Origin of the sequence: Hymenobacter lucidus (assembly GCF_020447265.1) — a bacterium.
GTDB classification, from domain to species: domain Bacteria; phylum Bacteroidota; class Bacteroidia; order Cytophagales; family Hymenobacteraceae; genus Hymenobacter; species Hymenobacter lucidus.
On the sequence record NZ_JAJADR010000007.1, the window covers coordinates 39,050 to 61,175 of the forward strand.

General features: G+C 58.8%; 14 protein-coding genes. 12 read left to right on the top strand and 2 right to left on the bottom strand.

Annotated features, from left to right (window positions below):
- Positions 1–112 precede the first annotated feature (112 nt).
- The 7 genes from LGH74_RS20430 to LGH74_RS20460 all read left to right on the top strand — a co-directional run bounded on the left by LGH74_RS20430 (position 113) and on the right by LGH74_RS20460 (position 8,184).
- Complete coding sequence (locus LGH74_RS20430) at positions 113–841, top strand: GNAT family N-acetyltransferase (RefSeq protein WP_226179123.1); 729 nt, start codon at positions 113–115, stop codon at positions 839–841.
- A gap of 225 nt (positions 842–1,066) precedes the next feature.
- On the top strand, positions 1,067–2,935 hold the full coding sequence (gene mnmG / locus LGH74_RS20435; protein WP_226179126.1) for a tRNA uridine-5-carboxymethylaminomethyl(34) synthesis enzyme MnmG: 1,869 nt from the start codon (positions 1,067–1,069) through the stop codon (positions 2,933–2,935).
- A gap of 228 nt (positions 2,936–3,163) precedes the next feature.
- Entirely contained in the window at positions 3,164–4,057 is an 894-nt protein-coding gene (locus LGH74_RS20440) for a class I SAM-dependent methyltransferase (protein WP_226179129.1), read from the top strand.
- Positions 4,058–4,159: 102 nt separating this feature from the next.
- Positions 4,160–4,378 (top strand): hypothetical protein, encoded by a 219-nt coding sequence (locus LGH74_RS20445; protein ID WP_226179132.1) that lies wholly within the window; start codon positions 4,160–4,162, stop codon positions 4,376–4,378.
- Positions 4,362–5,993 carry an Ig-like domain-containing domain gene (locus LGH74_RS20450; RefSeq protein ID WP_226179135.1) on the top strand — a complete coding sequence of 544 codons (1,632 nt, stop codon included), beginning with the start codon at positions 4,362–4,364 and terminating at the stop codon, positions 5,991–5,993. Before LGH74_RS20445 ends, LGH74_RS20450 begins: the two co-directional genes overlap by 17 nt.
- 1,134 nt (positions 5,994–7,127) lie before the next feature.
- Positions 7,128–7,619 carry a DUF4385 domain-containing protein gene (locus LGH74_RS20455; RefSeq protein WP_226179138.1) on the top strand — a complete coding sequence of 164 codons (492 nt, stop codon included), beginning with the start codon at positions 7,128–7,130 and terminating at the stop codon, positions 7,617–7,619.
- A gap of 79 nt (positions 7,620–7,698) precedes the next feature.
- On the top strand, positions 7,699–8,184 hold the full coding sequence (locus LGH74_RS20460; protein ID WP_226179141.1) for a hypothetical protein: 486 nt from the start codon (positions 7,699–7,701) through the stop codon (positions 8,182–8,184).
- A 199-nt stretch (positions 8,185–8,383) separates the two neighbouring features.
- On the opposite strand, the gene LGH74_RS20465 is transcribed toward LGH74_RS20460, so the two are convergent.
- A complete protein-coding gene (locus LGH74_RS20465) occupies positions 8,384–9,784 on the bottom strand; it encodes an inorganic phosphate transporter (RefSeq protein WP_226179143.1) in 1,401 nt (466 codons plus the stop codon).
- A gap of 285 nt (positions 9,785–10,069) precedes the next feature.
- On the opposite strand from LGH74_RS20465, the gene LGH74_RS20470 reads away from it, so the two are divergent.
- The 4 genes from LGH74_RS20470 to LGH74_RS20485 all read left to right on the top strand — a co-directional run bounded on the left by LGH74_RS20470 (position 10,070) and on the right by LGH74_RS20485 (position 18,828).
- Positions 10,070–11,593 carry a glycine--tRNA ligase gene (locus tag LGH74_RS20470; RefSeq protein WP_226179390.1) on the top strand — a complete coding sequence of 508 codons (1,524 nt, stop codon included), beginning with the start codon at positions 10,070–10,072 and terminating at the stop codon, positions 11,591–11,593.
- Positions 11,594–11,870: 277 nt separating this feature from the next.
- Entirely contained in the window at positions 11,871–14,297 is a 2,427-nt protein-coding gene (locus tag LGH74_RS20475) for an efflux RND transporter permease subunit (protein WP_226179147.1), read from the top strand.
- A gap of 163 nt (positions 14,298–14,460) precedes the next feature.
- Positions 14,461–17,925 (top strand): isoleucine--tRNA ligase, encoded by a 3,465-nt coding sequence (gene ileS / locus LGH74_RS20480; RefSeq protein WP_226179150.1) that lies wholly within the window; start codon positions 14,461–14,463, stop codon positions 17,923–17,925.
- A 264-nt stretch (positions 17,926–18,189) separates the two neighbouring features.
- Positions 18,190–18,828: a lipoprotein signal peptidase gene (locus tag LGH74_RS20485; protein ID WP_226179154.1), complete on the top strand. Its 639-nt coding sequence runs from the start codon at positions 18,190–18,192 to the stop codon at positions 18,826–18,828.
- Between the two features lie 159 nt (positions 18,829–18,987).
- Here the strand turns inward: LGH74_RS20485 and LGH74_RS20490 are convergent, their stop codons facing one another.
- A complete protein-coding gene (locus LGH74_RS20490) occupies positions 18,988–19,974 on the bottom strand; it encodes an aldo/keto reductase (RefSeq protein WP_226179157.1) in 987 nt (328 codons plus the stop codon).
- Between the two features lie 124 nt (positions 19,975–20,098).
- Here LGH74_RS20490 and LGH74_RS20495 point away from each other — a divergent pair, with 124 nt between their 5' ends.
- Entirely contained in the window at positions 20,099–21,988 is a 1,890-nt protein-coding gene (locus LGH74_RS20495) for an ABC transporter ATP-binding protein (RefSeq protein ID WP_226179160.1), read from the top strand.
- The last annotated feature ends 138 nt before the right edge of the window (positions 21,989–22,126 follow it).

A 22,126-nucleotide genomic window follows, 5' to 3' on the forward strand; every position in this document is an offset into this window, starting at 1 on the left:
TGTTTCTTAGTAGGGACATACTCCCAACGTTGTTCCGAGTTTGCTAAGACCTCTCAGTGCTGAGGCTGTTAATCCCTACTCAGAAAGCAGTCCTGTTTTCCTGCCTGTTTCTATGTCTGCCAATTCATCTACGAACCTCGTTATTTCCGGCCAGGCGCTGGATTTTTACCTGAGCCAGGGTTACTACCGAATGCACCAAAACCTGTTTACCTGCCGCTTCCTGCCCATTGAAGGCGGCCTGTATACCGTGCACTGGCTGCGGCTGCGGTTGGCCGACGTGCAGTATGGTCCCGAGCAGCGCCGCCTGCTGCGCCTCAACGAGCAGTTCTCGGTTACACTGCGACGCTTCCAACTCACCAAAGAATTGGAAGAACTCTACGCGGCTTACCTCGGCTCTATCACCTTCGATGCGCCGCCCACCGTGGAGTCTTTTCTGCTGGCCGGGGCCACCCACAACGTCTTCAACACGGCTGTAATCGAGGTGCGGGACGGGGCCCGGCTTATTGCGGCCGGCATCTTCGACAGCGGAGCCCGCAGCCTGGCCGGCATCATGAACTTCTACCACCCCGACTACCGCAAGCATAGCCTGGGCAAATACCTGATGCTGCTCAAAATAGAGCACGCCCGGCGCTACGACCACGCCTATTACTACCCCGGCTACATGGCCCAGGGCTACCCCAAATTCGACTACAAGCTCTCTACCTGCCCTGCCGCCACGGAAGTATACGACTGCCTGAGTGGCCACTGGCTGCCCTTCTCCCGGGAGGTGGTCAGCCGGCAGTCGGCGGCGCTGCTGGCCGACTGGCAGGAGGAGAATCCGGAAGGCTACAATGAGGAGTGAATGGCGCAGCGCGCGTAAAAGCGGATTCCTGCCTATCTTTGCGCACGTTCTGAGCACGTTGCATCGGTCTTTGCTTGCCGGTTTCCAACTACAACGCCCGCCCAAACGCGGGCGTTTTCTGTTTTAGAGCAACGCGAACTTTAGCGAAGCTGAACTTCGTTTGTAGTTCACGTTTCCTGTCATCCCCGCCCGTTTGTTTACCGGACGGGCTACTGCTTATCCGCCATGTTTCAGCAAGAAGAATACGATGTTATTGTAGTAGGTGCCGGCCACGCTGGTTGTGAAGCTGCCGCGGCGGCTGCCAACCTAGGCTCCAAGGTGCTGCTGGTCACGATGAACATGAACACCATTGCTCAGATGTCGTGCAATCCGGCTATGGGCGGGGTGGCCAAGGGCCAGATCGTGCGCGAAGTAGACGCGCTGGGCGGGCAGAGCGGCATCATCACCGACAAAACCATGATTCAGTTCCGGATGCTGAACCGCTCGAAAGGCCCCGCCATGTGGAGCCCCCGGGCGCAATCGGACCGGATGCGCTTTGCCGAGGAGTGGCGCCACACGCTGGAACAAACCCCGAACGTGGACTTCTGGCAGGAGTCGGTGACGGGCATCGTGGTGGAAAACGACACCGTAGTAGGCGTTAAAACCCAGCTCGGCATTGAGTTCCGGGGCAAGTCGGTGGTACTCACCAACGGCACCTTCCTGAACGGGCTGATTCACATTGGCGAGAAAAACTTCGGCGGCGGCCGCGCCGCCGAGAAGAAAAGCACCGGCATCACCGAGCAGTTGCTGGAGCTGGGCTTCGAAACGGGCCGCATGAAAACCGGCACTCCGCCCCGCGTGGACGGCCGCAGCCTCGACTATTCCAAGATGGAAGAGCAGAGCGGCGACGAAATTCCGAGCAAGTTTAGCTACCTCGACACGCCCGCGCTGGTGAAGCAACGGCCGTGCTACATCACCTACACCAACTCCGAAGTTCACGAAATCCTGAAGGAGGGGTTTGAGAAGTCGCCGATGTTCCAGGGCCGCATCAAGGGCCTGGGCCCGCGGTACTGCCCGAGCGTGGAGGATAAAATCAACCGCTTCGCCGACAAGGACCGCCACCAGATTTTTGTGGAGCCCGAAGGTAGCAGCACCGTGGAAATGTACATCAACGGCTTTAGCAGCTCCTTGCCCGAGGACGTGCAATACCGCGCCCTGCGCAAAATTGCGGGCTTCGAGAATGCCAAGATGTTCCGCCCGGGCTACGCCATCGAGTACGACTTCTTCCCGCCGACCCAGCTCAACCTGACCCTGGAAACCAAACGGGTCAAAAACCTCTACTTCGCCGGCCAGATCAACGGCACGACGGGCTACGAGGAAGCCGCTTGCCAGGGCCTTATGGCCGGTATCAACGCCCACAATAAGGTGCACGGCCGGGAGCCATTCATCCTGAAGCGGAGCGAGGCCTACATTGGCGTACTCATCGACGACCTTGTGAACAAAGGTACCGACGAGCCCTACCGCATGTTTACGAGCCGGGCCGAGTACCGCATTCTGCTGCGCCAGGACAACGCTGACCTGCGCCTCACGCCGCTGGGCCACGCTCTGGGGCTGGCCTCGGAGGAGCGTATGACCCGGGTGCAGCGCAAGCAGCAGGAAACCGACGAAGTGGTGGCATTGCTGAAAACCTTTGCCATTGAGCCCGCCGAAATCAACGGGCTGCTGGCGGAGCTGGGCTCGGCTACTATTCACGAGCGGACTCGGGCTGTGAACCTGCTGCGCCGCCCCAACGTGGAGCTGGAGCACCTCACGCGCACCTTGCCGGCCCTCACGCTGGCTTTGGGCCAGTACCAGCCCGACAGCCTGGAGCAGGCTATTATTGCCATCAAGTACGAGTCCTACATCGAGAAGGAAAACCAGCAGGCGGCCCGCGTGGCCGAGCTGGAAAACTTCGTCATTCAGGGCCGCCTCGACTATAAGCAGATGCCGGCTCTTTCGCACGAGGCCCGCGAAAAGCTGCTCAAGGTGCAGCCCGAAACCCTGGGCCAGGCCGCCCGCATCAGTGGTGTGTCGCCGGCCGATGTGTCGGTGCTAATGGTGTACCTGGGCCGCTAAGCCCGTTTGTTGTGCCGCCGCCAGCCAGTAGAATCCACTGCCTTAGTTGGATTGACTGGTTGGCGGCGGCTGGCATTTGTGGCCCCGGGCGCTGGGTAGAGTATTGGGTAGGGCCGGCGAAACTGACTCTGCCCTACTGTAGCCTCAAAAGCCTATTTTTGCTAGTACAATACAAAAGCAGCCCGACGTGTATCTGGTTGCTTCGCTTATAGTCTGAAACTCCGCCCTGTGTCCTACGAACGATTAGAATCCTGCCCGGTCTGCGGCAAAACCGAGTTTCGCAACAAGCTGGTAGTCGAGGATAAATCGGTGAGCAAGGAAAGCTTTGCCATCGTGCAGTGCCAAAACTGCACCTTCCAGTTTACCAACCCGCGCCCCGGCATTGATGCCATTGGCCGCTACTACGAGTCGGACGACTACGTGTCGCACAACAGCACGGCTACCGGCGTCATCAACCAGGCCTACAAAGTGGCGCGCTTTTTTACAATGCGCCGTAAGGTAGCCTTGCTCAACAGATTGGCCCCGCGCAAGGGCAAAGTGCTGGACTACGGCTGCGGCACGGGTCACTTTCTGGGGGCCTGCCGCGCCGACGGCTGGCAGATTGCCGGCCTGGAGCCCAACGTCCGGGCGCAGCAGGAAGCTACCGAGCGGGTGGGGCAGCCCATCGGCAACGAAAACCTGGTGACGTTTGAAACGGCTTCGTTCGATGCCATTACCCTCTGGCACGTGCTGGAGCATGTGCACAATCTGAACGAGACGCTGCAGCAGCTGGTACGCTTACTTAAGCCCGACGGCGTGCTCATCATTGCCGTACCCAACGTGGACAGCCTCGACGCTCAGCATTACCGCCAGGACTGGGCCGCTTACGACGTGCCGCGCCACCTCTACCATTTCAGTCCCAAAACCATGAAACTGCTGCTCAAAAAGCACAAGCTCACGGTGCCCGAAACCCTGCCCATGCCGCTCGATGCGTACTACGTGAGTATGCTCAGCGAGAAGCACCGGGCCGAACGGGGCGGCGGGCTCATGAACGTGCTCAAGGCCGGCTATAAGTCCAATAAGTACGCCGAGGAACACGAAGGGCTGTACTCGAGCGTTATCTACGTGGCCCACAAACGCTGAGCCATGCGCGCCGGGCTGCTGTTGCTGGTCGTGGGCGGACTGCTGGGTGCTGGCCGGGCCGAAGCCGGTAGGGCAGGGGAGGAGCCAACCTCTTTGCCATCAATGGCTTCACCAAAAACGCGGCGCCTGCCCGTTTTCGTAGCCGGGCCCGATACCAGCCGCAAGGCGCTGCGGCCCGACTCGGTGGTGGTAGCGCCAGCACCAGCCCTGGAGCCCGATGCCGACGACAAACCCACGCGCAAAACCAGTATCCGCATTGTTGTTGCCGTTGCCTTACTTACCGTCACCACGCTTTTGCTTTATAATGTCCGTTCGCGCTAACCTGCTTGCTTTCCTTTCTGCCGGTGCTGTTCTGAGTGGGTGCGCCTCCATCAGCTCGCCCCAGGGTGGCCCGCGCGACACCACGCCGCCCAAGCTCACCAGCACCTCGCCCGCCAACGGGGCCCGCAACGTGACGCAGCAAACCGTGCGCATGGTTTTTTCGGAAAGCGTGCAGCTCAAGGATCTGAGCAAAAACCTCATCGTGGCCCCGGTGCTGGGCGAGAAGGAAACCTACAAAATCAAGGAGGAGCGCAACGCCATTTCCCTGGTTTTCGACAAGCCTTTTCAGCCCAATACCACTTACACCTTCAACTTCCGCGAGGCCGTTTCCGACATCACCGAGAGTCTGCCCGCCCAGGACGTTTCGGTCACCTTCAGCACCGGCGCTCTACTCGATTCGGGCTCGGTGCGCGGCACAGTCACGCAGCTGCTCAGCGGCGCCACGGCCGCCGACGTAGCGGTGATGCTCTACCCCGAAGCCGACACGGCCAACATCCGGCGTAGCAAGCCCTACTACCTGAACCGCACGGATAAGACGGGCGCATTTGCCCTGAAAAATCTGAAGGTCGGCCGCTACCGGCTGTTTGCCCTGGCCGATAAAAACCAGAGTGGCCGCTACGAGGAAGGGGAGCAGATTGCCTACCTGCCCGAGCCCATCACCGTGCGCCCCGGCCTCGACTCGCTGCGCCTCGTGCTGGTGCGCCCCGATGCCCGGCGGCCCATTATTTCCAGCCAGCAGGGCACGCCCAATCAGTTCCGAGTTTCCTATAATGAAGGCTTGAGCCAGGCCAGCATCTCGGCGCTGGGTGCGGCCCCCGGGGCCGCCAGTCCGCTCAACGAAAACCTGCTGCTCGCCGAACGGGGCCGTAGTGTCACGCTGTTTCGCACGGCGGCGCTGCCCGAGGGCCGCTACGTGCTGGCCGCTACCGACAGCGTGGGCAACACCGGCCGCGACACGATTAACGTGAAGTTTCCCGGTACCATTACGGGTGCGGCCCGGCGTACGGCACTCTACAGTGTGGTGGGCAACCCGCGCGACGTGTACCGCCAGGGCCAGGTCAAGTTTCAGTTTGTAGAACCTCTGAAGCCTTTCCCCAAGCAGCCCATCGGCACCATTGTAGAAGATTCCACCACCCGCAAGCCCATTCGGGTGCCCCAGGAAGCTACGCTCAGCGCCGACCGCACGCTGCTGACCGTTAATCTGAATACCAAGGCCAAGAAAACGGTGAGCATCCTGCTCGACTCGACGGCCGTAACCACCATCACCGGCCAACGGCTGGGGCTGCGTGCCCTGCGCTTAGTGCCCACCGATCAGTCGCCGGTAGGCAGCGTGGCCGGTACTATCCAAACCAAGTATACCCGCTTTCAACTGCAGCTGCTCGATGCCACCAGCCAGGTAGCAGCCGTGCTGGAAAGCCCCAAAGGCACGTTCCGCTTCGACAATCTGGCCCCCGGCAACTACCGCCTGCGCGTGCTCATCGATGCCGATGCCAACGGCACTTGGCGCGCCGGCGACCCAAAATTCCGGGTGCCGGCCGAGCCGGTGTATCTGGCGCCGCTGCCCATTCAGGTACGGGCCAACTGGGAAGTGGAGGATGTTAAGCTGACCTTCTAGTCCCGATTCACCTTTAGAACAAGCCCCACGCGGCCCCGGATGCTTCTGTATTCGGGGCCGCTTTGCGTTTAGGCGTGCCGCGTGTAGTGGCCTGGGCAACGGAAGTGAGTAGCCAGTTTCTGGTGCTCCGGTTGAGTGCGTTGCCGTTGGTAGCAAAGCCCACGGGCATGTTATAGACAACCCGAATAAGGGCAGTAATTGGCCCTAACGTAAAATGAACAGCTTATCCCACATTCTACGGGCTTTTGGCAACAGCAGGAAGGGCTGCGAAAAGCTATCCACATTGGGGGCTTTCAGACTCAGCCACCTACGTGCTTTCCACATTTTTTTCCACAGCGGTATATCGGCATTTCTCTATAACAGGCTTAACCTGTGGATAATGCTGGGGAAACGTGGGGATAACCCGTGGAGAAGTTGCGGACAATTTTATTTGGCCACGTCAGCGGTAGCACAGAGGTGCTTATCCACACCGCCAGCGTGGATAAGGGTGGATAACTTTCCCCGAAAAATACCCTAATCCACACCGTTCACAACGTGTGAATTGTGGATTCGTGGATAACCTTTTGGATTGTGAACAATCGAGGTAAGTTGTTGTAAGCAAAAACTTTACTATCCACACACCCTGTTGACAGACGGTGTATAAACCGAATGTTGTACACAAGTTATAAGCCCTGTGTATAACTATATTTTCTTATCCACTTATGAACACCCATAACGAGTGGGGATTAAAAAGATCTTTTAAATAAATTCTTTTAAAAAGTTATTAACCCTGTGGATAAGCTCGGTCTGCTTCCAAAAAAGAAAAAGTCCGCTGTGCTCCGGTGAACCCAACCGGCAACGGAAAACTTGCCGGGCAGCCGGGCCCGCCCAAAGCCGGCGTGGTACTGCGAGAATCCGGGTGCCGCTTCCGCTGCGGCCGGTATAGCACAGGGGCTGCCGCCGCTGCTCGGCCCCTGTGCTGTGCCGTATGGACGGCGGCATCGTGGGCTGCGCTGGTGCGCAATACTTACGCGCCGTAGGTAAGTACCTGACCGCATGCACTTTTGCACATTGCTGCCTGTGGAAAAGTGGATAAGACTACCTCCTGCTGCTTTTAGCCCGTATACATTCTTCCCATCCGCCCCTCTCCCACTCATGCCCTTCGATTACACGCTCAACTTCAAAACGACCGATTTCCGGCAACACCCCGAACTGTACCGCGTGGGCAAAGGCGAGCAGGGCGTGCTGCTGGTAGAGCCCTATAAGTCGGAGATTCTGCCCCACTGGCGCTTCCGCACACCCGAAGTAGCTGAGGAGTCTTCGGAACTCATCTATCAGCTGTTTCTCGACTATCTGAAGGCCGACGACTTCGTGGGCGCCGACATGGCCCGTAAGTTCATCCAGATGGGCTACACGAGGGCCCGCCGCTACGCCAACCATCGTGGCGGCAAGAAGTACGACGGGCCCGTGCCGGCCGACAAGAAGGGGCAGAGCGGTGCCCACGGCCGTGCCGAGCTACCCCGCTCCCCCGAGGACCCCGAAAAAGCGGCGGCAGCGGCCATCTTCAAGGCAAAATGGGACACCGCCAGGCTGCACCCCGACTACGTGCGGCAGCGGGCCGAATTTGAGGCCCGCTACGGCAAGTGAGCCTTGAATACCTACCTTTAAATCCGCATTCAGAATCTGAACCCGTATTCACCAACCCAACCACCGAAACGAACCGGCTATGCAAACTTCCCAACCACAACACAGCAGTACCGAAGAAAACGAAATCGTTCTGGGCACCGGCATGGGCCCGCTGAAATTCGGCGCGACGCAGGACGAGGTGCGGGCCCTGATGGGCGAGCCCGAGGAAATCGAAGAGTCGGAGGACGACGACGAGTTTGAGCACCAAGCCTGGAACTACCTCGAAGAAGGCTACTCCCTGTATTTCGACCGCGAAGACGACTACCGCCTGAGCTGCATCGAAACCGACCACCCCGGCCTGCGCATTTTCGGCCAGCCTATTCACGGCAAGTCCGTCGATGAAATTCAGGAGCTCATGCGCCAGAATGGTCTTGAGTCGACGGAGGTAGAACGCATGGATACCGGCGAAACCCGTCTCTCCTACGAAAAGGAGATGATTGACCTTTACTTTGATGAGGATCAGCTACAGTTCGTCAACTTCGGCGTCTTTATCAGTGATGACCTTGAGGTTCAGTGGCCTGCCTAAATTCTGAGTTATCCACAAAATTATGGCTTTTGCCTGTGGATAAGTCGATAACTGCCTAAGAACCCGCCGTTTTAGTGGATAACTTTCCCGATTTCGCCTGGGCCCGCCCTTTGGCACGGCTCTTACGAAAACTTCCGGCAATAAAAAAGCCGACCCGCAATGGGTCGGCTTTTTTTGTATAATTCAAGGAAAGCCCCTATTACATCATGGCCCGGAACAGCAGGAACAGGCCGCCGGCCAGCGTCATGGTAACGGGCAGCGTGAGTACCCAGGCCAGGGCAATGTTGCGTACCATCTGGGGGTTCAGGTTCTTGATACCACGGTTGGCCACCATGGAGCCGGCAATGGCCGACGACAGTACGTGGGTAGTCGAAACGGGTAGGCCGAACTGCGTGTTTACGCCAATCATGGCGGCGGCTACCAGCTCCGAGGAAGCACCCTGCGCGTAGGTCAGGTGCTCCTTGCCGATCCGCTCCCCGATGGTTTTCACGATGCGTTTCCAGCCTACCATCGTGCCGATTCCCAGCGAAAGGGCTACCATGAATGACACTTCCCAGGGGGCATAGTCAGTAAAGGTGCGCATCTGGGTGATGCTGGCGTCGAAGGTTTTGCGGTCCACGGTACTCAGGGCCAGCTTGTCGCTGCCGGTGAGCTTCTTGCTGCGGTTGTGCAGCAAGAGAATGGCTTTGCGAATCTCGAAGCGGGCCGACTCGGGCAGCTGCTTCACGTTGGTTTTGCCGGCGAAAATGGCATCCAGCGTGTTGGTCTGGGTGCGAATATCGGTCAGCAGCTTCTGGTCGGCGGGGCTGAGGTTGGTAGCATCCACCTTGCCCATCACCATTTCCAGGTTGGTGAGCGAGTCGCGCATATCCAGCGGGTTCAGCTTCTGGTTGAGGGCAAAATGGATGGGCACGATGCCGATGAGAATCAGCATAATGAGTCCTACGCCCTTCTGGCCGTCGTTGGAGCCGTGGAAAAAGCTTACCAGGGTGCAGGTCGCAATCAGGATCAGGCGAATCCAGATGGGTGGCGGCTTGCGCTTGTGCGGCTCCTTAAAGATGTTTTTGTTGGCCACGAAGCGCTTCAGCAAAAACATCATGATGATGGTGAGCGAGAAGCCGAAGATGGGGCTGATCAGCAGCGAGGCCATCGTTTCGCCGGCTTTGCCCCAGTTGACGGCCGCCCCGTTGGATTCGGGCAGCAGGGAGTAGGCAATGCCCACGCCCAGAATGGAGCCGATCAGCGCGTGCGACGACGAGGAGGGCAGGCCGTAGTACCAGGTGCCCACGTTCCAGAGAATGGCCGCAATAATGAGGGCGCCCACCATGGCAATGCCGTGGTACACGTTCTGGTCGACGAGGCTTTCGACGGGCAGCAGGTACACGATGCCCATGGCCACCGCAATACCGCCCGTGAGTACCCCGATAAAATTCCAGAAGCCCGACCACACCACGGCCACCCAGGGCCGCAGGGCGTTGGTGTAGATAACGGTAGCCACGGCGTTGGCCGTATCGTGGAAGCCGTTGACGAATTCGAAGGCGCAAGCTGCTACCAGACAGGCTATTAGCAGCAGAAGCACATGAGGCTCTAAGCCAAACATAAAAGGGGAATTAATGGGAAATCGGTTTTCATCACTCCAAAGGTAGACGGACCTTTAGGCGGGGCAAGATTATGAAATTGTTACGCCAAAGTTGCGCCCAGCCCCCGTGCTTGCGCTTAACGCAGGAACCGATTTGGGGTTGGCTGCCGGCTTAATCCGTTGAGCTTGAACGGCCCCAAGGTGGCCACCGGGGCCGAATCCGGTAACAGTTGGCGCTATATTCTGCGCGGCCTCCCGAGCTTTCTGCTACTTTTGCCCACTTCTACCGACTCTGAGTACCTGATTATGAGCAACGCCCCGCAGAAAACTGCCGCCAATACCACGGAAGGCACTTTGGCCGAAATCGTGTCGCACGCTAAGGAATACGGCTTCGTATTTCCCTCCTCCGAAATCTATGACGGCCTGGCCGCCGTGTACGACTACGGCCCCAACGGCGTGGAGCTGAAAAACAACCTCAAGCAGCTCTGGTGGAAGGCCATGACCCAGCTCAACCAGAACGTGGTGGGCATCGACGCGGCCATCTTCATGCACCCGCTCACCTGGAAAGCCTCCGGCCACGTCGACGGCTTCTCCGACCCCATGATTGACAACCTCGACAGCAAGAAGCGTTACCGCGCCGACGTATTGTTGGAAGAAAAAGCCGCCGAGTACGAGAAGAACGGCGAAATAGCCCGCGCCGAAACCCTGCTGGCCGAAATGGGCCGTCTGCTGACCATCGAAGATCTGGCCGGCGTGAAGCAGCTCATCATTGATGAGAAAATCCTGTGCCCGATCAGCAAGACCGGCAACTGGACCGACGTGCGCCAGTTCAACCTGATGTTTTCGACCCAGGTAGGCGCCGTGGCCGAAGATTCGAACAAGATTTACCTGCGCCCCGAAACGGCCCAAGGCATCTTCGTCAACTTCCTAAACGTGCAGAAGTCGGCCCGGCAGAAAGTGCCATTTGGCATTGCTCAGATCGGCAAGGCCTTCCGCAACGAGATTGTAGCCCGCCAGTTCATCTTCCGCATGCGGGAGTTTGAGCAGATGGAAATGCAGTTTTTCGTGCGCCCCGGCACCGAGGACGAGTGGTATGATAAATGGAAAGCAACGCGCATGCGCTGGCACCAGGTGTTGGGCCTGCCCGCCGACAAACTTCGCTTCCACGACCACGAAAAGCTGGCTTTCTATGCCAAGGCAGCGGTGGATATTGAGTACGAATTCCCGTTCGGCTTCAAGGAAATGGAAGGAATTCACTCCAGAACTAACCACGACCTAACCCAGCACCAGGAGTACAGCCGCAAAAAGCAGCAGTACTTCGACGCTGATATTGACCCCGAAACCGGTAAAGCTTACGGCAACTACATCCCCTTCGTGGTGGAAACGTCCGTTGGTGCCGACCGTTTGTTCCTAGCCACGCTCTGCCAAGCCTATACCGAGGAAACCATTACCGAAGGTGAAGGCGAGAAAGAGCAAACCAAAACGCGCACGTTCCTGAAGCTGCACCCAGCAGTAGCGCCTATTAAGGCCGCCATTTTCCCGCTGGTGAAAAAGGATGGTATGCCCGAAAAGGCGGAAGAAATCTTCAACAGTCTGCGCCACGACTTCCGCGTCATTATGGAGGAGCGCGACGCTATTGGGAAGCGCTACACCCGCCAGGACTTGATTGGTACGCCTTTCTGCATCGTGGTAGACGGCCAGACCCTGGAGGACGAAACCGTAACCGTGCGTCACCGCGACTCGCGTGAGCAGACGCGTATGCCGATTTCCGAGCTGCGCGCCTACATCGGCGAGGCCGTGAGCTTCTCCCGAATTTTCGAGAAGCTGTAAGAAGTTCAGCAGCTGTCCAGCGCGAATAGCCGGGGCCGTCATGCTGAGCATGGCGGCCTTTTTCGTGCCGCGTGGCGGTGGTCCGTTTCGGCCGAGTGAATCGGGCCGGGCGTCGAGTAGGCGCGGGCTATGCCACGGAACCGGCTAGGTTTACGTCTGTTTCAAAAAGCAGGACGGGAAAATTCATTTCTGCTCCGGCTTTCAGGGAGGTGCCCGAACCTGACCTCCTCTTTCTACCAGCCTGTCATTGCGTACCTTTGCTAAATTTTAGCGGCCTATGTGGAGTAAACTCGCCTTATTTACGATTAAGAATCGGCGGATTCTGGTTCTGCTCCTGGCCGTTATTACGGTGTTCATGGGCTGGCACGCCCGCAAAGTCGAAATGACCTACGACTTTGCCCAGGTCGTGAGTCCCGACGACCCGGACATGGTCTACTTCCAGCAGTTCAAGCGCACCTTCGGCGAAGACGGCAACGTGTTTGTGCTCGGTTTGCAGGACAGCAGCGTGTATAAGCTCGGCAATTTCAACGAGCTGCGCAGCCTTACCGACACGCTCGGCAAGGTGCAGGGCGTGAGCGGCGTGCTGTCGGTAACGAAGCTCATCAAACTCGAAAAGGACACCAGCAACCAGAGCTTCCGAGCCAGCCCCATCTTCAAGGAATTCCCCCAGACCCAGACCGAGCTCGACTCACTGATGCGCGTCGTGAACCGGCAGGAGTTCTACAAGGGTCAGCTGATTTCGCCCACCACGGGCGCCACGCTGCTGGCTCTGACAATGGACCCCAAGTTCCTGAACTCCTCGAAGCGCGAAGGCGTGATGAAGGAAATCCTGGCCCACGCCGAGCGGTTTCAGCAGAAAACCGGCATCCGGATGCACTACGCCGGCCTGCCCTACGTGCGCGCCACGATGACCACCAAAGTGGCCGCCGAAATGAAGCTGTTCGTGGCCCTGACGGTACTGATGATGGCCGTCACGCTGTTCATGTTCTTCCGGACCTGGGCCGCCGTGGTCTTCCCCATCCTGATTGTGCTCATCGTGGTGGTGTGGTGCATCGGCTCGATGGTGCTCATGGGCTATAAGATTAACCTGCTCACGGGCCTGATACCGAGCATTATCATCGTTATCGGCATTCCGAACTGTACATACCTGCTGAGTCGCTACCACTACGACTACCGCAAATCGGGCAACCAGGTGCTGGCCATGACGCGGGTAATCAGCAAAATCGGGCTGGTAACGCTGATGAACAACACCACCACGGCCATCGGCTTCGTGGTGTTCTGCTTCACCAACATTGCCATTCTCTACCAGTTCGGGCTGGTGGCCACGGTCAATATTTTCGTGGCGTTCCTGGTGTCGTTTATCCTGATTCCGATTGTTTTCACCATCCTGCCGCCGCCCACGCCCAAGCAGCTTGAGCATCTCGAAGCCGCCCCGCTTACCAAGCTGCTGGAGTTTTTCGAGCACCTCGTACTGGAGCGCCGCGGCACGGTGTACCTGGCTGCCCTGGCCCTGATAGCCCTGTCGGTTGGCGGCATCGTGAAGGTGAAATCGGTGTCGTACATGGTGGATGATTTGCCCAAGGACAGCTCCGTAAATGCTGACCTGAAGTTCTTCGAGCAGCATTTCAACGGCGTAATGCCCCTGGAAATCGTGGTGAATACCGGCTCGAAGCGCGGCATTATGAAGCTCAAGAACCTGGAGCGGATTGACCGGTTCGAGAAGTTTCTGCGCACCCAGCCGGTGCTGACCACGCCCGTCAGCATCGTCACCTTCCTCAAGGCTTCCACCCAGGCTTTCTACAACGACAACCCCGAGTACTACCGCCTGCCCGACAACTCCGAGAAGAACTTTATCCTGAGCTACCTGGCCCATTCGCAGGGCGCCGGCGGGGGCATGGATAGTAAGCTGATTCGCTCCTTTACCGACTCCACGGCCCAGCGGGCCCGGATTTCGCTCAAGATTGCCGACATCGGCTCCCGCAACCTCGACACGCTGCTCACCAACCAGATCCAGCCCCAGATCAAGGAGATTTTCAACGGGACGGGCATGGACGTGAAGCTCACCGGCACCACCATTCTCTTCACCAAAGGCAACGAATACCTCATTCACAGCCTCAAGGAAAGCCTCATCATTGCCTTCGTGCTGGTGGGTTTGGTGGTCCTCATTCTGTTCCGCAGCATCCGGGCGGTGTTCTTCACCCTGCTGCCCAACTTCTTCACCCTGCTGCTCACCGGCGGCATCATGGGCTACTTCGGCATCCCACTCAAGCCCAGCACGGCGCTTATTTTCAGCATCGCGCTGGGTATCGACGGCGACAACAGCATCCACTTGCTGGCCAAGTTCCGGCAGGAGCTGGCCGCCAACGGGCACCGGGTGCGGGCCGCCATCAGCACCACGCTGAGCGAGGCCGGTACCAGTATGATTTACACCAGTATCGTACTGTTTCTGGGCTTTTCGGTGTTTGCCTTCTCCGAGTTTGGCGGCACCAAGGCGCTGGGCTTGCTTATGTCGGCCTCCCTGCTGATTACCAACTTCTCCAACCTGATTCTGCTGCCCTGCCTGCTCGTCACCTTCGAGCACGGCAAGGATGAAAACATCAACGAATCCTTCATCCAGCACTTCGACCACACCTACCACGAGGAAGACGACGACGCCGAAATCAACCTGCGCCGTATCCCGTTGCAGAAGAAGCTGGATTCATAGCACCCTACCCCTAGTCCCCTTCCGAAAAAGGAGAGGGGAACTAGCTCTAAAAGTTAATTTCTAGTTCTCTTACCAGCTTTACTTACTTCTATTTCTAGTATTCCTCTTCTTTTTCGGAGCGGGGCTAGGGGTGAGGTGATGGACTGGAAAAGCACCCCCACAAATGAACTACCCCGAATACAAGCAGCCGCTCAACTACGGCCAGGTTGGTACCGATATCCTGGCCTGGTGGAAGCAGAACGGCATTTTTGAGAAAAGCGTGAGCACCCGCGAAGGGCAGCCCACCTTCGTGTTTTATGAAGGTCCGCCTTCGGCCAACGGCGCCCCCGGCATTCACCACGTCATGGCCCGCACCGTGAAGGACATCTTCTGCCGCTACCAGACGCTGCTGGGCAAGCAGGTAAGCCGGAAGGGTGGCTGGGATACACACGGCCTGCCCATCGAGCTGCAGGTGGAAAAAGAGCTGGGCATCACCAAGGAGGATATCGGCAAGAAAATCAGCATCGAGGACTACAACCAGCGCTGCCGCGAAACTGTCATGCGCTTCAAGGCCCAGTGGGACGACCTCACCGAGAAAATGGGCTATTGGGTGGACCTCGACGACCCCTACATCACCTTCGAGCCCGAGTACATCGAAAGCTGCTGGGCCCTGCTCAAAAAGCTATACGACAAGGGCCTGCTCTACAAAGGCTACACCATCCAGCCCTACTCGCCGGCCGCCGGCACGGGCCTCAGCTCCCACGAGCTCAACCAGCCCGGCACCTACCGCGACGTGAAGGACACGACCATCGTGGCCCAATTCAAGGTGAAGCGGGATGAGAAGTCGGAGAAGCTGTTTGCCGGCGCCGATGAAGTTCCGACCTACATCCTGGCCTGGACGACTACGCCCTGGACCTTGCCGGCCAATACCGGTCTGGCCGTGGGCAAGAACATTCCTTACGTGCTGGTGCGCACCTTCAACTCCTACACCTACGCGCCTATCCGGGTCGTGCTGGCCGAGGCGCTGGTGGGTAAGCATTTCTCCGAAAAGGGGAAAGATGCCCCGCTGGAAGACTACCAGGCCGGTGACAAAGTGCTGCCCTGGCGCATCGAAGCCACTTTCAAGGGTTCCGACCTCATCGGCATCAGCTATGAGCGGCTGTTCGGCCACGACAAGGGCTTTCCGGCCTTTGAAGGGGAGGAGCGCGCCTTCCGCGTTATCAACGGCGACTTCGTAACCACCGAAGATGGTACCGGCATCGTGCACATTTCGCCCACTTTCGGCGCCGACGACTTCCGGGCCGCGGCCCTGGCCGACGTGCCCGCGCTGATGGTAACCGACGACGAAGGCAAGCTGGGCCCTATCGTGGACCGCACCGGCCGCTACGTGGCCCAGATGGGTGAATTCGGCGGCCGCTGGGTGAAAAACTACGACGGCCACGACCAGAGCGGCGCCGACTACAAAACCCTCGACGAAAGCATTGCCATCCGCATGAAAGGCGACGGCACGGCCTTCAAAGTGGAGAAGTACGAGCACACCTACCCGCACTGCTGGCGCACCGACAAGCCCGTGCTCTACTACCCGCTCGACTCCTGGTTTATCAAAACCACGGCGGTAAAAGACCGGCTCATCGAGCTGAACAAAACCATCAACTGGAAGCCCGAAAGCACCGGCACCGGCCGCTTCGGCAACTGGCTGGAAAACCTCGTGGACTGGAACCTGAGCCGCTCGCGCTACTGGGGCACGCCCCTGCCCATCTGGCGCAGTCAGGACGGTTCGGAGGAAATCTGCATCGGCAGCATCGAGCAGCTCAGCGCCGAAATCGACAAGGCCGTAGCCGCCGAAATCATGACCCACAACCCCTACCGCAAGGTGGACGGCGCCTGGGTTATGGCTGATAGCTCGTCGGACGAGCCAACAACCAACAACCAACAACCAGCAACCAAAAAAATCGACCTGCACCGGCCTTACGTCGACGATATTTTCCTGGTGAGTGCCACCGGCCAGGCCATGTACCGCGAAACTGACCTCATCGACGTGTGGTTCGACAGCGGCGCCATGCCCTACGCCCAGTGGCACTACCCCCTGGAAAACGGCGAGAAGTTCAAGCAGAATTTCCCCGCCGACTTCATTGCCGAAGGCGTGGACCAGACTCGCGGCTGGTTCTTTACCCTGCACGCCCTGGGCGTGATGCTGGAGGATTCGGTGGCCTTCAAGAACGTCATGGCCAACGGCCTGGTGCTGGATAAGAACGGCAACAAGATGAGCAAGCGCCTCGGTAACGCCGTGGACCCGTTTGCCACCATCCAGCAGTACGGCCCCGATGCTACCCGCTGGTACATGATTGCCAACGCTCAGCCCTGGGACAACCTCAAGTTTGACCTTGCCGGCATTACGGAGGTGCAGCGCCGCTTCTTCGGCACGCTCTTCAACACCTACTCGTTCTACTCGCTCTACGCCAACCTCGACGGCTTCCAGGCCACCGAAACTGGCCGCGTGCCCCACGCTGAGCTCAGCGAGCTGGACCGCTGGATTCTGAGCAAGCTCCAGTCCCTCATCCTTGAAGTGCGGGGCTACTACGACGGCTACGACCCCACCAAGGCCGCCCGCGCCATCCAGGATTTCGTGACCGATCAACTCTCCAACTGGCACGTGCGCCTCTCGCGCCGCCGCTTCTGGAAGGGCGAGCTGACCCAGGACAAGCGTGCCGCCTACGAAACCCTGCAGGAATGCCTCGTGACCGTGGCCCAGCTCATGGCTCCCATTGCGCCCTTCTTCGCCGAGTGGCTCTACAAGAACATGACCGATGGCCTGCGCCAGGAAGGCAATGCCCAGCGCTGGACCGCCGAATCGGTACACCTGACGCTGCTCGTGGACGCCGACGAAGCCCGTATCGACAAGGCTTTGGAGGAGCGCATGGAGCTGGCCCAGCGCATTTCTTCGCTCACCCACTCGTTGCGCAAGAAGTCGGTGCTGAAGGTGCGCCAGCCCCTGCAGCGCATCCTGGTGCCGGTGCTGAACGACACCACGCGCGAGCAGGTCGGTAAGGTGGAAGACCTGATCTGCGCCGAGGTGAACGTGAAGCACGTGGAATTCCTCGACGACACCAGCGGGGTGCTGGTGAAGTCAGTAAAGCCCAATTTCAAGCGTCTGGGCCAGCAGTATGGACCCAAGCTGAAGGTAGTAGGAGCCCGGATTCAACAGATGACGGCCGAGGAAATCAGCACGCTCGAAAAAACCGGCCAGCTGGCCGTCGAAATCGAGGGTGAAACCTACACCCTGGCCCCCGACGACGTGGAAATCCGCACCGACGACCTGCCCGGCTGGCTCGTGGCCACCGACGGCCCGCTCACCGTGGCCCTCGACGTGACCCTGACTGAGGAGCTGCGCCAGGAAGGCGTGGCCCGCGAGCTGGTGAACCGCCTGCAGAACCTGCGCAAGGATAGCGGCCTGGAAGTGCAGGACAAAATTCGGGTGGTGCTGGGTGCCCAGCCCGAGCTGGAAGCGGCCGTGCAGAGCTTCGGCAGCTACATCCGGGAGGAGGTGCAGGCCCTAGCTCTGGATTTTGCGCCCGAAATCAGCGGCGGCTCGGTGCTCGAATTCGACGACTTCTCGGTGCCCGTGCAGCTGAGCGTCGCAAACGCCTGATGCTGAAGTGTCAATCGATTCAGGGAATGAGTCGGTTGGCACACCGGCGCACAAAGCGTGGCGAAACCCCGCAAATCCGGTTCAAAAGGGCACAAAACGTCCGAAAAATATATACCACATAGCAGGAAGGAGGCTTGGGCTTGCCGCACAGGAAAGTCTAAAATTCTTCGTCACTTTGTGCCAAGAGAGGGGAGAGGTCCGGGTGCTGACACTACGTCAGGGCGAGGCCTCACTTCTCACCGCTTACCTCTCCTTTCTTAGAAAATGAAGTACTGGAAATACTACCTGCTGGCTTTGCTGGTAATTGTTATCGACCAACTCTCGAAGTGGGCCGTGCATACCTACATGCAGCCCGGCATGCCCGGCGAAATTCCGCTCATCGGCGACTGGGCTAAGTTGCACTACACGCTGAATCCCGGCATGGCTTTCGGCGTGGAACTGCCGCCGCCCTACGGCAAGGTGTTACTCACTGGCTTTCGATTGGTAGCCATGTTTGGTATCAGTTACTACATCTATAAGCTCTGGAAACGCCGGGCTGTACCCGGCTTTATTGCCAGCGTAGCCCTCATTCTGGGCGGGGCCGTCGGCAACCTGATTGACTCCATTTTCTACGGCAAAATCTACGATAATGCCCCGTTTGGCGCGCCCACGCCCTGGTTTCACGGCCAGGTTATCGACATGCTGTACGTGGACATCTACGAAGGCTTTTTGCCCGCCAGCTGGCCGCTGGTAGGAGGGAGCCACGTTTCACTCTGGCCCATCTTCAACATTGCCGATTCGGCCATTTTTATCGGCGTAGTACTCATTCTGATCAATCAGAACCGGTTTTTTGCCGAAGAACGTGCGGTAGCAGCCGCTCCCGAAGTGCCCCGCCGCGACCCAGAAACCTCGGAAGTGGTGTAGCTGTCACTTTAAAAGCTAAAAGCCCGCTGGAGCAATCCAGCGGGCTTTTTTTGTAGTAACGCGAACTTTGTAGTTCGCGCACCAGAACAACCAAACGGCGCAGATGTACCTGATAACGGAGTGGGCCACGCGAACTACAAAGTTCGCGCTACTAGCTTTCTACCACGAATAATGCACCAACGGCCGAATTCGCTGGTCGTAAATGGAGCGTACCTGCTGCATCTGCTCCTCGGTAATGGCGGGCAGCTCAGCAGCCTTCAGGTTCGACTCCAGCTGGCTGGGCTTGGATGCGCCGGGAATCACGCAGCTTACTTCGTCAAACATCAGCACCCAACGCAGGGCTATAGGGGCTAGGTTTGGCTGGTCGGGAAACACCTTTTTCAGCTCCTCCACGGCTGCCAGGCCCGTTTCGTAGTCTACACCCGAGAAAGTCTCGCCTTTGTCGAAGGCGGCTCCTTCGCGGTTGAATTGGCGGTGGTCGTCGGCCGAGAAGGTGGTATCGTGGGAAAACTTGCCCGTGAGCAGCCCGCTGGCCAGCGGCACCCGCACAATCAGGCCCACGTTGTGGCGCTTGGCCTCGCTGAATAACAGCTCCTGGGGCCGCTGCCGAAACATATTGAAGATGAGCTGAATGGAGCATACATTGGGAAACGTTAGCGCCTTGAGGCCTTCCTCCACCTTTTCCACGCTCACGCCCAGGTGCCGGATCTTGCCTTCCTCCTTGAGCCGGTCGAATACCTCGAAGATTTCGGGCCGGTAATAGACCTCGGTAGGAGGGCAGTGCAGCTGAATCAGGTCGATGGTGTCGAGCTGCATGTTGCGCAGGCTCTGCTCCACGAACTGGCGTAGCACGGCGGGCTGGTAGGCGTCGTTGGTATGAGGCTGCAGCTGCCGGCCACACTTGGTGGCCACGTACACCTGCTCCGAGCGGCTGCACACGAGCCGGCCCACGGCCTTTTCGCTCTCACCGTCGCCGTACACGTCGGCCGTGTCAATGAAGTTTATGCCGCTATCCACGGCGGCGTTCAGGATTCGGTCGGCATTGTCGTGGCTGAAAGGGTCACCCCATTTGCCGCCGACCTGCCAGGTGCCGAGGCTGATTTCGGAGACGGAAAGGTCGGTTTTACCTAGTTTGCGATACTGCATGAGTGCGTGGAAGTAGGGTTTAAGTCTGTTTTAGGGCTGAAGTAGCCTTACGTAAGCCCCGGCCGGTAAGCTACGGCCCGCCTGCCTATCTTTACCGATTGTCGTCCCGAATTTCCCTTTGCCCGTGCCCCAGCCCATTCTTTCCGTCCGCAACCTGACCATCGACTTCCGTTCCCACCGCGGCGACGTGCGGGCCGTGCAGGACGTATCGTTCGACCTGCACCGGGGCGAAACCGTAGCTATCGTGGGCGAATCCGGCTCGGGTAAGTCCGTTACCTCGTTGGCCCTGATGGGGTTGATTCCGATGCCGCCCGGCCGCGTTACCAGCGGCACGGCGCAGTTCCACTCCGAGGCGCTGGGCGAAGTCGATTTGCTGCAACTGCGCGACGAACAGCTGCAGAAAGTGCGCGGCAACGATATCAGCATGATTTTTCAGGAGCCAATGACGTCCCTGAACCCGGTGTATACCTGCGGCAGCCAGGTGGTGGAAGCCCTGCGCCTGCACACCACGCTCAGCCGGAAAGAAGCTGAGGCTCGCACCGTGGAGCTGTTTCGCATGGCCCAGCTACCTCGCCCCGAGAAAATCCTGAACGCCTACCCCCACGAAATCAGCGGCGGGCAGAAGCAGCGCGTCATGATTGCTATGGCTATGGCCTGCAACCCGGCCATTCTCATTGCCGACGAGCCCACCACTGCCCTCGACGTAACGGTGCAGGCCCGCATGCTCCAGCTCATCGACGAGCTGCGCCGCCAGCACAACACCGCCGTGCTCTTCATCACTCATGACCTAGGCGTAGTGGCCGAAATTGCCGACCGAATTCTGGTCATGTACCGCGGCCGGGTGGTGGAGCAGGGCTCGGTGCTCGATATTTTTACTAATCCCCAGCACCCCTACACGAAAGGCCTGCTGGCCTGCCGGCCCAAGCTCTCCGTCGGTCGGCAGTGGCTGCCCGTCGTGGCCGATTTCATGACCGAAGACGCCGCCGGCAACCTTGTGGAGAAACTCACGCGTTCCACGCCCGAAAGCTCGGTTTTGGCCGTAACTGCCAACGCCGATAACATTTCTCTTGAAACCACCAAAACGTTCCCCGTGGAACAAAACGAGGCTGTTTTGGCCGGTGACACGAATGGGGAGGTGCTGAACCCGGAGCTGGCTGCCGCAGCTTCTGCCCCTGCCGCCGACACGCTCTTACGGGTTGAAAACCTGAATGTGCACTTCCCCATTCGCAAGGGCTTCTTCAACCGCAAGCCCGAATTCGTGCGGGCCGTGGATGGGGTCAGCTTCGACATCTTCCGGGGTGAAACGGTGGGCTTGGTAGGCGAGTCGGGCTGCGGCAAAACCACGCTGGGCCGGGCTCTTTTGCGCCTAGTGGAACCAACGGCGGGCCGCATCCTGTTCGAAGACACAGATCTGGCGGCATTGCCCGCCGGCGAACTGCGCAGACGGCGCAAGGAATTCCAGATGGTGTTTCAGGACCCCTACGCAGCCCTGAACCCGATGATGACCGTGGGGGAGGCCATTCTGGAGCCGATGCGCGTGCACAACGTGGGCGGCACGAAGCAGGAGCAGAAGGCCCGGGTGCTGGAGCTGTTGCGTACCGTAGGTTTGAAGGAAGAGCATTACCTGCGCTATCCGCACGAGTTTTCGGGTGGGCAACGCCAGCGTATCTGCATTGCCCGGGCCCTGGCCTTGCAGCCCAAGTGCATCGTCTGCGACGAGTCGGTTTCGGCCCTCGACGTGTCGGTGCAGGCCCAGGTGCTGAATCTGCTCAACCAGCTCAAGCGCGACTTCGGTATCACCTACCTCTTCATCACCCACGACTTGTCCGTGGCCCGCTTCATGTCGGATCGGCTGCTGGTAATGAGCCAGGGCCGTATTGTGGAAAGTGGCCCCGCTGCTGCCGTCTACGCCAACCCGCAGCACGACTACACCAAGCAGCTGTTGGCCGCTATTCCCAAAGACGAGCCCAGCGACATTCGCGCCGCCGTATCCCGTCGCGCCGTGGAGGTGTAGGAGAAAGCCGAAGTGAAACCATCAGAACGTCCTTCCCAGCCCTGCGAGGAATCTCGCCTGTCGACGTTGTTTTAAACTGTCATCCATGACAGACTACCTCTACTTATCATTACTCACTAACATTCCCAAATCAACCGC